8 protein-coding genes are annotated in these 13,511 nt (G+C 69.4%); all 8 read left to right on the forward strand.

The window, feature by feature from the left end:
• The first annotated feature begins 31 nt into the window (after positions 1-31).
• The 8 genes from ON19_RS07810 (at position 32) to ON19_RS07845 (ending at position 13,505) form a co-directional block, all read left to right on the forward strand.
• Positions 32-1,621, forward strand: coding sequence for a MinD/ParA family ATP-binding protein (locus tag ON19_RS07810; protein ID WP_043688597.1), 1,590 nt, complete (start codon positions 32-34; stop codon positions 1,619-1,621).
• Positions 1,618-3,141, forward strand: coding sequence for a type VII secretion integral membrane protein EccD (eccD, locus tag ON19_RS07815; RefSeq protein ID WP_043688663.1), 1,524 nt, complete (start codon positions 1,618-1,620; stop codon positions 3,139-3,141). The genes ON19_RS07810 and eccD overlap by 4 nt, the downstream gene beginning before the upstream one ends.
• The gene (gene mycP, locus ON19_RS07820; RefSeq protein WP_043688598.1) at positions 3,141-4,499 is read left to right on the forward strand and encodes a type VII secretion-associated serine protease mycosin; all 1,359 of its coding nucleotides are present in this window, start codon (positions 3,141-3,143) and stop codon (positions 4,497-4,499) included. Before eccD ends, mycP begins: the two co-directional genes overlap by 1 nt.
• Positions 4,496-6,217 carry a type VII secretion protein EccE gene (gene eccE, locus ON19_RS07825; RefSeq protein WP_043688599.1) on the forward strand — a complete coding sequence of 574 codons (1,722 nt, stop codon included), beginning with the start codon at positions 4,496-4,498 and terminating at the stop codon, positions 6,215-6,217. The genes mycP and eccE overlap by 4 nt, the downstream gene beginning before the upstream one ends.
• 16 nt (positions 6,218-6,233) lie before the next feature.
• Entirely contained in the window at positions 6,234-6,590 is a 357-nt protein-coding gene (locus ON19_RS07830) for a helix-turn-helix domain-containing protein (protein WP_043688600.1), read from the forward strand.
• 77 nt (positions 6,591-6,667) lie between these two features.
• Positions 6,668-7,708, forward strand: coding sequence for a discoidin/SUN/FTP domain-containing protein (locus ON19_RS38760; RefSeq protein WP_051168635.1), 1,041 nt, complete (start codon positions 6,668-6,670; stop codon positions 7,706-7,708).
• A gap of 1 nt (position 7,709) precedes the next feature.
• The gene (locus tag ON19_RS07840; RefSeq protein WP_043688601.1) at positions 7,710-8,390 is read left to right on the forward strand and encodes a hypothetical protein; all 681 of its coding nucleotides are present in this window, start codon (positions 7,710-7,712) and stop codon (positions 8,388-8,390) included.
• 171 nt (positions 8,391-8,561) lie between these two features.
• The gene (locus tag ON19_RS07845) at positions 8,562-13,505 is read left to right on the forward strand and encodes an NAD-glutamate dehydrogenase (protein ID WP_051168636.1); all 4,944 of its coding nucleotides are present in this window, start codon (positions 8,562-8,564) and stop codon (positions 13,503-13,505) included.
• Positions 13,506-13,511 lie beyond the last annotated feature (6 nt).

Raw genomic sequence — 13,511 nt, forward strand, 5'->3', positions numbered from 1 at the left:
TCGGACCATGGTTGTCGAGAGGACGACGGAAATGAACCGAGCACCGAGCATCAACGGTCATGCGGCCGAGTCCGCGCGCGCTCGCGGCGGTTACGACGCGTACTTCGCACCGTCGAACGAGCTGTCGGACGCAGCCGTCGCGCAGGGCCCTGCCCCGGAAACCCCCCAGGATGCCGACAAGTTCACCCACGTCGACCCCGTGATCGGCGCGCCGCGCGAGCCACAGGCGCCCGCTGCGGAGCCCGACTCCCGTGTCGCGCAGGGCGTGGTGGCGCCACCACCCGGGGCGGTCGTGCCGCCACCGCAAGCGCATGCGCAGACGGCTCGACCCGACACGCCGCCGTCGCCTCCGAGCACGCCGTCGGCGCACGGGAATGCGCAGCCGCCGCAGGCGAACGTGCCGCCGTCGAGCTACTCCGCTCCGCCGCCGCCGGTAGCGCAGCAGCAAGCGTCACAACCTCATTCGGCTCAGCAGCAGGCAGCCGAGCAGCACCAGCCGGCGCCGCACTCCGCTGTCGGGCCCTCCCAGGCGCTCGCGCGCAACGATCCCGCGTCCACGAATCAGGAATGGTCCTCGGGATCGGCGACCCCCTGGGTGCCCGAGCGCGTCGACCAGTCCGCCTATGAACCCACGCCGCGGATCGAGGTGCTGCCCGCCGCGCTGAGCTCCATCGAACTGCTCGCCGACATCTCCGCCGCGAAACGCGCGCAGCTGCGTTCGCAATCCGGTATGCGCGGCGCGCTGAACAAAGTCGGCTTCAACCTCGGCCTGTCGCCCGCTGAGCAACGCGCCGAAGACCGCAAAACGCGCATCCGGCGCCAGCTGACCACGACCTATCAGATCGCGGTGATCAGCGTGAAGGGCGGCGTCGGCCGCACCACCACCGCGGCGACGCTCGGCTCGACCTTCGCGGGTCTGCGCCCGGACCGGGTGGTCGCGATCGACGCGAACCCGGACTTCGGCGACCTGTCGACCCGTACTTGCAGGCACCCCTACGGCCTGACCCTGCGCGATCTGGCGCAGTCGCAGAACCTCGACGCGTTCTCCGCGGTGCAGTCGTTCACCTCGATCAACTCCTCCGACCTGGCCGTGATCGCGTCGCCGTGGTCGACCGAGGCCACCGAGGCGCTGTCGGGCCGCGAGTACAGCACCGCCGTGGAAGTGCTGCGCAAGCACTTCAACCTGCTGGTGGTGGACTGCGGGACCGGTGTGCTGGATTCGGTGACGTCGACGGTGCTGCAGACCAGCGACGCCGTCGTGGTCGTCACCCCGGCGACGGTCGGCGGTGTGACCGGCGCCGTGGCCACCCTGAACTGGCTGAGTTCTCATGGCCTGCAACACTTGATCGCCAAGTCGATCGTCGGCATCGTGCATCACCAGCCGCTGAAGCCGACCGTCGACGTGGACGCGATCGAGAAGCTGTTCGAGACCGCGCAGCGCCCCACGTGCGTGCTGCCCTACGACGCGCATCTGGCCGAAGGCGGCGAAATCGACCTGCGGCTGCTGGAGAAGGAGACCGTGCTCGCGTTCGAGGAGCTGGCCGCGTGGCTGGCCGATGGATTCCCTGGATACCTCTCCGGCGGCGCGGACAACTCCGGTGACCGCGGAGGGTGGCGATGAGCACTGCCGTCGCGCCCGCGCCTGCCGGGACGCAGCCGTCGGCAGAGGTCGCAAGGGCCCGGATCGCCGTGATGGTCTCCACCTATCAGGTCGACGTGGTGGTGCCGACCAAGTTCACCATCGAGACCTTCATCGATGATCTGCTGGTCGTGCTGGCCTCGGCCATCGACGACGAAAGCGTCGACTTCACTCCGTCGCAGGGCCAGTGGAGCCTGGCTCGCCCTGGCGAGCCGCCGATTCCGCGCTGGCGCAGCCTGGACGACCACGACGTCACCGACGGCAGCGTGCTGATGCTGTCGGTCGTCGAGTCGGCGGAGGTGTTCACGCCGGTGGTCGAGGACATCACCGATGCCCTCGCGCTGATCAACGAGCGTGAATTCGCCGAGTTCGACACGAACACCGCCGCGATCGTCGGTCTGGCCACGCTCGGTGTCGGCGCCTCGGCGGTGGCCGCGATGCTGTCCTGGTCGTGGACCATGACCGGTTCGACCTTGTGGTGCGGGCTGCCCGCCCTGCTGCTCGGCGGGCTGGGCTGGGCCGCGGCCGCGCTGGCCCGCCGTCGTGACGCTCCGGCGAAGCTCTCCCTCGGCTTGACCCTGGCGGCGACGCCGCTGCTGTTCGCGGGCGCTGCGATGCTGGTGCCGCCCGCCTACGGCCAGCCCGGCCCGTTCGCCGCGGCCAACCTGGCGGCCGGAGCCGTGGTCGCCGCAGTGGCCGCCGCCACCATGATGCGGTTGAGCGGGGTGGGCATCGCGACCCTCATGGCGGTGACTGTTCTCGGCATCATGCTGACCGCCGCGGCCTTACCGCTGACCTACGCGGGTCTTTCGGTCGGGCAAGTCGCGGGCGGCGTGGTGTTCGTCGGGATCGTGCTGCTGACCATGGCGCCGCGGTTGGCCGTGGTCATCGCCCGCATCCGGCCCCCCGATCTGCCCGATCCGGGCACCGAGGTCTCGCCGAACACGCTGACCGACATCTTCGACGCGGAGACGGTGCGCGAAGGGGACGAGCACACCGCGGTTGGCGAGCAGCAGCGCCTGGCCGACGAGGTCGGGATCGAAAGCCGCGCCCGGCTCGCGGTGACCAGCTTGCGCGGCCTGATCGCCGCGATCTCCACGGTGCTCGCGGTCTCCGTGGTGATCTGTGCCGCGGTCAGCCCCGGCGGCGTCCGCGAGATCGTCATGGCCGCCGCGGTCGGCGGTCTGCTGGCGATGCGTGCGCGCTGGCACCCGGATCGGGTCCAGGCGATCGCGCTGATCTCGGGGTCCGCGGTCACGGTGTGCGGCGTCGGTTTCGTTCTGGTCGGCGCCTATGAGACGCCGGTCGCACGTCTTGTGGTCGGACTGGTGGTGGCCTTGGCGGCGTGCGCGGCTTGTCTCGCGGCACTCCGGTTGCCGGGCAAACGGCTGTCTCCGGTGACTCGGCGCGTCATCGACCTGGTGGAATACGCACTCATCCTGGTGGTTCCGGTGATCGCGTTCTGGATCATGGGCGTCTACACCGCGATGCGAGGAATCTGATGAAGGTCGGCAGCGCCGCTGTGGCCGTTCTCGCTGGGGTGATGCTCGCCGTCACCGCCGCTCCCGCCGTTGCGCTCGAACCGCCCCAGGTGATAGTGGGTTCGCCGCCCGCCGACGACCCGCCAGGGCCCGAGCAGCCGATGAAGCAGGATAAAGGCTGCCTGGCCGCGGGCGTGTTGCCGGACAGCGACCTCACCCGCACTCCGCCCCCGGAACTGGCGCTGGATCTGCGCCGCGCCAGGGCCCTGAGCCGGGGTGCCGGAGTGACCGTCGCCGTCATCGACACGGGAGTGCAGCCCCATCCGCGCTTGCCCAACCTGGTCGGCGGTGGGGACTACCTGGCGGCCGGTGGCGACGGACTGTCCGATTGCGACGCGCACGGCACGTTGGTCGCCGGAATCATCGGTGCGACATCCGATCCCACCGACGGATTCGCCGGCGTGGCCCCGGACGCGCGGATCATCTCCATCCGCACTCGTTCCGGCGCGTTCAGCCCCGAACGACCGAGTTCCGATCAGAGCCAGCGGGTCGCCATCGAAATCCGAACGCTGGCCAGGGCGATCACGCGTGCCGCGAACCAAGGCGCGGGAGTGATCACGGTGTCACTGCCTATCTGCATGCCAGTGAACGCCCAGGTGGACCAGTCCATGCTCTCGGCCGCCATCGGCTATGCCGTCCATGTGCGCGGCTCGCTCATCGTGGCGGGCGCGGGCAACAGCTCGGGCAGCGCCAATTGCGCGCCGAATCCGGACATCGACCCCACTCGCCCCGCCGACCCGCGCAATTGGCGCGACGTGAAGACCATCTCGACGCCCGGTTGGTTCGGCGCCGACGTGCTCACGGTGGGATTCACCACCGCGACCGGCGCACCCATGGAGGATTCGCTCACCGGACCGTGGGTTTCGGTCGCCGCCCCGGGGACCGGCATCGAGTCGCTCGGCCCGGGCGGCGGTGGGTTGATCAACGGTGTCGGCGAACCGGACAAGCTCGTGCCCGTCGGTGGCGCGTCGTTCGCCGCGGCCTACGTCAGCGGGGTGGCCGCCCTGCTGCGGTCGCGTTTCCCCAACGAAACCCCGCGGGAAATCGCCGCCCGCCTCCAGGGCAGCGCGCACGCTCCGGCGCGTGGTATCGACAACGCGGTCGGCGCGGGCGTGATCGACCCGCTGGCCGCCCTGAGCTACCGCACGCCGCCGCAGCAACCCGCGGGTCTGTTCCGGTCCGCGGAGCTGCCCATGCCCGCTCCGCCGCGCCCGAAGGATCTGCGACCCGCCGTCACCGCGACCGTCGTCATCCTGGCGGCCGTGCTGCTCGGGCTGGCCGGCAGCCACCTGAACTCCGGGAAGCGGAGGCGCCGGTGAGCTTTCCGAGCGTTCGGGTCGCCGGCGTCGAGCGTGGTCCGTTCGCCGCCTTCGTCGTCGTCGGCAGCCCGCTGCTGGTCGGCCTGTCGGCCAAGACGCCGTGGTGGGTGAGCGCGGTGGTGGTCACCGTCCTGCTGACGACGGTGACCGTCCGGGTGAACGGACGCACCGGCGCCCGCTGGCTGCTCGACTGGGCAGGCTACCGAAGCGGCCGCACCGCGCGGGCGCGCGAACGGGCACAGCGCGCCGAGATCCGGGACGTGCAGGTCGCCGCGGGCGTGTGCGGCGTCAACGAGGCGGGCACCACGCTCATCGCGATGATCCAGCTCGCGCCCGATCTGGACCTGCCCACGGTTATCGGCGAGCGAACGCTCTACACCGAGGACACCATTCCGGTCGATCTGCTGCTGCCGATGCTGGATCAGTTCGGCATCTCGGTCGACATCGACATCGTCACGACCGGTCAGCGGGTCCGTTCCACCGGCAGCTACAGCATGCTCTACGACCAGCTGATCGGCTCCCACCCGGTGGTCGGGGACCGGCTGACCTGGCTGGTGGTCCGGCTCGACCAGGAACGCAACCTGGCTGCGCTGAGCAAGCGCGGCCCGTGCTCGGTGGTCGCTCCCAAAGCACTGGCCAGCGCCACCCATCGGATCGCGGGGCGCCTGCGCGAACGCGGCATCGCCGCCCACGCCCTGCCCGCGGACGCGCTACGAGACGCCACGCGCCTGCTGCACGCCGGGGTCGAACTCTCCGATCTCCGGGAAACCTGGAGCAATCTCGAGTCGTCGGTGCCCGGCCGGTGTGTGACCAGCTTCCTGATCGATTGGAGCCAACTGGGCGGGGTGGGCCTGGACGACTGCTGGACCTGGAATCGCGGCCGCACCACCCTCGTAGTGAGCCTGACCGCCGACACGACCGGTCCGCGCGCGCTGGTCCGGTTCATCGGTCCGGCCGTGACCACAGAACCTCCGGAGTATCTGCGACTACTGGGCGGCGACCAATCCACGGCCTTGCTGGCGTCGTTGCCCACCGGCGCCTCCGTCCGCGCCTTGCGCGGCTTCGAGTCCGGCGCCGACATCGCGCCCGAGGATCTCATTGCCGAACTGGCTATCGCGATCGGCCCGAACGGCCAGATCCTCGGCGCGATCAGCGGCCAGCCACGCCACACCCTGGCCCTGCCGCTGTTCGACCCGGCCCGGTACAACCCGCGCAGGCGCACCATCGACGTGCAGGCCGTGCTGCCGGTGGCACAGCAGATCATCCTCCGGGCCATGGTGGTCGGTGCGGACGTGGAGATCCATTCGGCGCGACCGGAAAACTGGCGCCAACTGGTGACCGCGGTCGGCGACCCGCGCTCCATGCGCTTGGCACCTCCCGGTGCCGGGCAAACCGGCGACCCCAGTGCGGAGACGGAGACTCCGGCCACCATCGCGGTCTTCGACCACCTGCCGCCGCGTGCGTCCAGCGCGCACACCACGGTCACCATCAGCGAGCCCGGCGGTCCGCGCAGGCGTGCGGTCGATCTCGCGATCAACCAGGTCAGCGCCACCGCGGTGGACGTAAGCATTCCGATGCGCACGGTGCGGGTTGACCTCATCGAGCCGCGAGGCGAGACACGATATTTCGATACCGTCGACGGGCCGCCTCCGCATGGTGCGGGGGCATCGGGATCCGTGGTTGCACCTCCGCAACCCGGTGGCCGTCGCGTGAGCTGATGGGAGTGGTCGGTTAATGTCTATCACCGTGGTTGCGGACACCCCCCATTCCGATGGCGGCGATCTCCCTCATCAGGACGCCGGGGACGCGCTGACCCCGAGACAGGCGGCCGCGGCGATCTTCTCGAGCCGGTTGTCGGAGCTGATCGCGGAATCCGTCGTCTCGACCGAGGACGGATCGACGCGGTCGTTGACGCTCTATTCGCTGGCGCAGCATCTGGAATTGGCCTACCCGGACGTGCCGGTGTCGCAGTCGGGCCTGTACCGGCTGATCCACGGGGACGCGATCCCGCGGCTGGATCTGGTGATCGCGCTGGCACGGGTGTTCGACGTGCCGCCGGAGTACTTCGTGACCGAGGAGAAGAAGCGCTGATTCGACGGGTCGGCTGTTCTCTCCAGCGGGAATAGCGTCGGCGCCGGTGGGCGGCTCGGGCCGGATACCATCCGACCATGCCCGCCGAGGACCCGGGAGATGTCTTTCTCCGTCATCGAGGTGCGGTCCTCGACGCACTGCTGTCCGACCCTTCGCTCGGGCCTTCCGCGGCGTCGTCCTCCTCCGGTAGTGCGGAGTTCGGTGACAGCGCCGAGTTCGCAGCCGCGTCGCTCGGGTTGCCCGACCCCGACTCGGAGCCGCGGGAGGTCGCGCCGCGACGGCGCACCGGTGACGGCCCGAAGGCGAGTGAACGGATCCTCGCGCTGCTGAACGGGCAGGCGCAGGACGCCGCACCACCGGTGAGCTTGGGGAGCGACTACTCCACGGTCGCCGCGCGGTCGAACGCACCCGCCGAGCCGGAACCGGAACCGGAACCGGAACGTCCGGCGACTCCGCAGGCCAACCGGCTCGCACCCGCACAGCAGATCGCCAAGGACGCGCTCGTCCAACTCCGCAAACCCAGGGTCGCGCTGATCGTCGGCGCGGTGGTCGCCGTGCTGCTGGTACTGCTGCTGGTCACCACCGGCGGTCAGGAGAAGACGGCGCAGGATCAGCTGCTGGTCGTCACGCCGCCGCCGACCCCCGCGGCGCCCGCGACCTCCGCCGCGCCACCTGCGAGTTCGATCATCCAGCCGAAGTCCGCGGACTCGAAGTGCCCGCCTGGCAGCACGTCGGCGATGGACGCTTTCGGCGGGCAGACGGGCAAGGCGTGGTCGTGCGTGCGCGCCTACAAGGTGGACGGTCAGGTCGTGACCATCGACCTGGGCAAGACGTATCAGATCGACTCGATCGGCATCGTGCCCGGCTGGGATCACATCAGCGCGGACGGCACCGATCAATGGGCGAAGTACCGCACTGTCAGCCGGGTTTCCTACCAGTTCGACGACGGCAACAAGACCGTCTACACGCAGCCGACTCTCGATCAACGCACTCTGGTGGTAACCAAGATGGAGCCCGCGGTGAGCGCGTCGAAGATCGTGCTGACAGTGCTGGAGTCCAAAGGCGATCCCACGGTCAACACCACCGCCATCTCCTCGGTCGTCATCATGGGGCGCTGAGGTGTCCACGCTGCCCGAACTGGTATGCCAGTACTGCTCGCACCGCAACACCGGCGCGGATTCCCGCTGCGCGCACTGCGGAGCGCCGCTGCGCGCGGCCGTGGACGCGGTGAAGTCCGTGGGGGAGAAGCTGCCCGCTCAGGTCGCCGAAGTCGTCGAGAAAGTCGGCGGCGAGGCGAAAAGCATTGTGGACAAGGCGTATCCGCGCTGGCAGTGGCAGGCCGTCGGGGTTGTCCTGCTGCTGATGGTCGTGGCCGCGGTGCTGGCAGTCCGCTCCTGTTCGCTGCCGCTGCCGTCGAACATAGGGGGAACCGCGCCGGTCCGGGCAATGCCGGGTTCGCTCCGAACGGCGGCGACCTGTCAGCCGCTGGATGACGGCGGGCAGCGGGAGAAATGCGTCATCACCCCCACCGACCCGATGCTCTTCGGCGGTATAGCCGGCGGCCGCGAGATGACCTTCTACGCCGAGCTGTTACCGCAGGATCGCTTGGCGGACAGCGTTTCTCGATGGCGCGCCGCGGGCGGCTCCGCGTTGGTCGACGGTCCCGTCTACGCGGCGATCGGTCCCTCGGCAACCGTCTGGTACGCCGACACCCGGACCGGTCTGCGGTTGGAGACGAGCACCTTCGCCAGTCGGACGGCCGCGCAGACCTTCCTGTCCCGGGCGGGACTGGTCCGCTGACATAGCGGCGCCGCCGCCGCCGGACTGCGGAAAATCCCTGATCCGGACGCACGCAACCCATGTCGGCCGCAGCCAATTATTGTTACACTGTTGATTGTGCCGTTATTCAGCGGTACGTTATTTGAGGTACGAAACACGTACGAGCGCAGTTCTCGGGAAGGCAACGGATCGATGGTGGCAACCACCCAGCAGACGATTTCACCGAAGCGGTTCCGCGATGATCCGACCGACCTGGAGGCGGCTTACTTCCGGTGGATCCAGCCCGGATCCTCGGCGTCGGCGATCACGGACCGGGCCGAACGGATCTTCCGGCAGCATCTGGAGCTGGCGGCCACCCGCGCGCCCGGCTCGGCGACCACCCGGGTCTACCGGCCCGACGACAGTGCGGGGCTCGGCGCCGCGATTCAGATCGTCAACGACGACATGCCGTTGCTGGTCGACTCGGTCACCGCCGCGCTGCGCCGCCTCGGCGCGACGGTGACCGAAGTCGTGCATCCGGTGTTCGACGTCACGCGCGACGCCGACGGCCGGGTGCTGTCCATCGCGCCCCGCGACGGCGTGGCCGAGACGGCCGGAGCCGCCGAGGGAAAGCCCCTGCGCGAGTCGTGGATTCACGTACAGCTGGGTGCGGGCTTGTCCGACGAACTGGTGGACCGGATCGAACAAGCGTTGCCGCCACTGCTGGCCGACCTGCGCCGAGTGGCCGTCGACACGCCGACCATGGTCGAGGTGCTCAACAACGTCGCCGACCAGCTCGATCAGGCCGCGCAGTGGGCCGGTGACGCGGAGATCCCGCAGACCGCCGGGCTGCTGCGCTGGCTGTCGGACGGGCACTTCACCACGCTCGGCTACGGCTACTACCACTTCCGCCGCTCCGCGCCGAGCGCGAACGCCGACTTCGTGCCGTGGCAGCTGCCGGGCACCGGACTCGGCGTTCTCGGCAACGGCGCCGACGCCGACATCAGCGTGCCCGTGGTCGGCGCGAAGCGCACGGTCCTGCGCATGGCCAACGGCTCGGTGGACTCGCTGCTGCCCGGCTCTCGCGACCTGTACTTCATCAGCGTGGCCGACTACGGGGCGAGCGATCCGAGCGGCCGTGCGTCCTGGGGCGACACCGTCAAGATGGTCAAGGGTGAACACGTCTTCGTCGGCACTTTCACCGTCGCGGGCCTGCACGAGAACATCCTCGACATCCCGATCATCTCGCGGCGCGTGCTGCAGGTCATCGAATGGGCGGGTTTCGGCCTCGATTCGTTCTCCGGGCAGGCGATGCTGGAGATGATGCAGTCCTTCCCGCGTGTGGAGCTGTTCTCCACCGACGCGCGCAGGCTGTTCGAAACCGTCTCCGCCGTCATGAATCTGGGCCTGCGGCGGCAGGTGCGGTTGTTCATCCGGCGTGATTCGCGCAGCGACACCATCTACTGCCTGGTCTACATGCCGCGCGATCGCTACTCCACCGAGGTGCGCCTGCGCATGGGCGAGATACTGCGCGAGCAGTTCGACGCCGAGCAGATCGCCTACTCGGCGCGGGCCACCGAATCGGAGCTGGCCGTCGTCTACTTCACGGTGCACCGCAAGCCGGGCGCGGAGGCCGCCGACATCTCCGAGGACAATCGCGAGCGCATCCAGGAACTGCTGCTGGCGACGACCTGGACCTGGAGCGACCGGCTGGTCGCCGAGGCCGCGGGCGTGTCCGACGTGCCGCAGGCGCTGGTCACCGACTACGCGGCGGCCTTCCCGGCGAGCTACCAGCAGGAGCACGAGCCCGCGCACGCCCTCACCGACCTGCGGCGCCTCGAGCGGCTGGCCGACGGCGCGATCGACACCGATCTCTACCGTCAGGGCGAGTCCGGCTCCGCGGAGTGGCGATTCACGCTCTACGTCGCGGGTGAGGGCGTCTCGCTGAGCCGGGTGCTGCCGGTTCTGCACAGTCTCGGTGTGGAGGTGGTCGACGAGCGGCCCTACCGCATCGCGCTGGCGGACCGGCCGGACCGCTGGATCTACGACTTCGGGCTGCGCGTGCCCGCCGCGGCGCTGCGGGAAGCGCTCGACAGTGAGCCGCTCGCGCAGGCCGGGCATTCCGTCGAGGCCGCCTCGCTGCCGGAAACGAGTGTGCGACGGCGTTTTCCGGATGCGGTCACCGCGATGTGGTTCGGCCGCGCCGAAGTCGACGGACTGAACGAACTGGTGCTGCGCGCCGGCCTGCACTGGCGTGAGGTGGCCCTGCTGCGGGCCTACGCGAAGTATCTGCAGCAGGCCGGATTCGCCTACACCCTGGGCAACATCACGCGCGTCCTGCTCAACCACCCGGCGACGGCGCGGTCGTGCATCGACCTGTTCGCCGCGTACTTCGACCCGGACGGCGTCGGCGCGGAAGCGACCGACCGGGCCACGGAGATCGCGCAGCGGGTGCAGGCCGAGATCGACGCCGTGGTCAGCCTGGACACCGATCGCATCCTGCGGGCACTGTTCGGCTTGATCGAGGCGACGCTGCGCACCAACTACTACCGGCGCGACGAGGCGGGCGCTGCGCTGGACTATCTGTCGGTCAAGCTGAATCCGCACGCGATCGCCGAACTGCCCAAGCCCCGCCCGCAATTCGAGATCTTCGTGTACTCGCCCCGGGTGGAAGGCGTGCACCTGCGCTTCGGATCGGTGGCGCGTGGTGGTTTGCGGTGGTCGGACCGTCTGGAGGACTTCCGCACCGAAATCCTCGGTCTGGTCAAGGCGCAGGCAGTGAAGAACGCCGTGATCGTGCCGGTGGGCGCGAAAGGTGGCTTCGTGGTGAAGCAACCGCCCACGGCCACCGGTGATCCCGTCGCGGACCGGCAGGCGTTGGGTGCGGAAGGTGTCGCCTGCTACCGCACCTTCATCTCCGGCTTGCTGGACATCACCGACAACGTCGACCGCGCGACCGGGGAAGTGCTTCCGCCCGCGCAGGTGGTGCGCCGGGACGGTGACGACACCTACCTGGTCGTGGCGGCCGACAAGGGCACCGCGACATTCTCCGACATCGCCAACGACGTGGCCCTGAGCTACGGCTTCTGGCTCGGTGACGCGTTCGCCTCCGGTGGTTCGGCGGGTTATGACCACAAGGCGATGGGTATCACCGCCAAGGGCGCCTGGGAGAGCGTGAAACGCCACTTCCGGGAGATGGAGATCGACACTCAGACCCAGGATTTCACTGTGGTGGGTGTGGGCGACATGAGCGGTGACGTGTTCGGCAACGGCATGCTCCTGTCCGAGCACATCCGCTTGGTGGCCGCGTTCGACCATCGCCACATCTTCCTCGACCCGATTCCCGACGCCGCCCGTTCCTATCGGGAGCGGCAGCGGATGTTCGCGTTGCCTAGGTCGTCGTGGGCCGACTACGACAAGTCGCTGATCAGCTCCGGCGGCGGCATCTACGACCGTTCCGCCAAGGCGATCCCGGTGACCCCGGAGGTGCGCGCGGCACTCGACCTCCCCCCGAACGTGACTACGCTGTCCCCGCCGGAAATGATCAAAGCCATTTTCCTGGCCCCCGTGGATCTGCTGTGGAACGGCGGTATCGGCACCTACATCAAGGCGAGCACCGAGACCAACGCCGAGGTTGGCGACAAGTCCAACGACGCGGTGCGGGTGAACGCCGACCGGCTGCGGGTGAAGGTGATCGGCGAGGGCGGCAACTTGGGCGCCACGGCGCTGGGCCGGATCGAGTTCTGCCGCAACGGCGGACGGATGAACACCGACGCGCTGGACAACTCGGCGGGTGTGGACTGCTCCGACCACGAGGTCAACATCAAGATCCTGCTCGACGCCGTGGTCTCCAGCGGCGAACTCGAGGTCGCCGAGCGCAATCCGCTGCTGGCCTCGATGACCGACGAGGTCTCCGAGCTCGTGCTGCGGGACAACATCTCGCAGAACTTCCGGCTCGGGATGTCGCGGGCCGACGCGGCGGGCATGTCCGGCGTGCACGGCAGGCTGATCAACGACCTCGAACAGCGCCGCGGTCTGGACCGTGAGCTGGAGGCGTTGCCCACCGAGGCGGAGCTGGCCCGTCGCGCGGCCGAAGGGACCGGGCTCACCTCGCCCGAGCTGGCGAATCTCATGGCGCACGTGAAGCTGTCGCTCAAGGCCGACCTGCTGGCCGGCGACCTGCTCGACAGCGCGGCGTTCGCCTCGGTGCTGCCGGCCTACTTCCCCGCGCCGCTGCGCGAACGGTTCGCCTCCGCGATCGGCAGGCACCCACTGCGGCGCGAGATCGTGGCCACCGTCGTGGTCAACGAGATGGTCGACTACGGCGGGATCACCTATGCCTTCCGGCTCGCGGAAGAGGCCGGGGCGACCACCGACGACGCGGTGCGCGCGTACAAGGCGGCGGTGGATATCTTCGATCTGCACACGCTCTGGGAGCGGATCAGGCAGACGCCGATGTCCACGGCGGCGCGCAACGAACTGGAGTTGGAAACCAAGCGCACCCTCGACCGGGCGTCACGCTGGCTGCTGTCCAACCGGCCGCAGCCGATCGCGATCGGCGCGGACATCGCCCGGTACCGCGAGGGCGTGCGTGCCCTGTCCGGCCAGGTGCCCGCCTGGCTGGCCGGCGAGCTGACCGACGATCTCGCCGAGCGTTCGCGGCGGTCGATCTCCCGCGGCGCGCCGCGGGAGCTGGCCGAGGAGGCGTTCGGGCTGATCCACCTGTTCCCGCTGCTGGACGTGATCGATCTGGCCGACATCGCCGAGCGCGACGCGGCGGAGGTCGCGGTGCTGTACTACGCGCTCAACGAGCACTTCCAGATCGAACGGCTGCTGACCGCGGTGAGCAAACTGGAGCGTGGCGGGCGCTGGCGGGCGCTGGCGCGCCTCGCCGTCCGCGAGGATCTCTACGATTCGCTGCGGTCGCTGACCCTCGACGTGCTCACCGCGACCGAACCGCAGGACAGCACCGCCGAGAAGATCGCGTACTGGGAGTCGACCAACCGGTCACGGCTGGCCCGTGCCGGTGCGTCGCTGGCGCAGATCTTCGCCGCCGAAACGCACGATCTCGCCGCGCTCTCGGTGGCGGCGCGGCAGGTCCGCGGCATGGTGACCGGCAGTGAGTCGACGGCCGTGTCACCGACGGTCGCGGGCTGATCGACC

The sequence above is a fragment of the Nocardia abscessus NBRC 100374 genome (genome assembly GCF_000308455.1).
In the GTDB taxonomy this organism is placed as follows: Bacteria; Actinomycetota; Actinomycetes; order Mycobacteriales; family Mycobacteriaceae; genus Nocardia; species Nocardia abscessus.

Bases quoted from the DNA above. Each gene is read 5' to 3' on its own strand.
- ON19_RS07810 (WP_043688597.1), top strand. From the start codon at position 32: ATGAACCGAGCACCGAGCATCAACGGTCATGCGGCCGAGTCCGCGCGC.
- eccD (WP_043688663.1), top strand. From the start codon at position 1,618: ATGAGCACTGCCGTCGCGCCCGCGCCTGCCGGGACGCAGCCGTCGGCA.
- mycP (WP_043688598.1), top strand. From the start codon at position 3,141: ATGAAGGTCGGCAGCGCCGCTGTGGCCGTTCTCGCTGGGGTGATGCTC.
- ON19_RS07830 (WP_043688600.1), top strand. From the start codon at position 6,234: ATGTCTATCACCGTGGTTGCGGACACCCCCCATTCCGATGGCGGCGAT.
- ON19_RS38760 (WP_051168635.1), top strand. From the start codon at position 6,668: ATGCCCGCCGAGGACCCGGGAGATGTCTTTCTCCGTCATCGAGGTGCG.
- ON19_RS07845 (WP_051168636.1), top strand. From the start codon at position 8,562: ATGGTGGCAACCACCCAGCAGACGATTTCACCGAAGCGGTTCCGCGAT.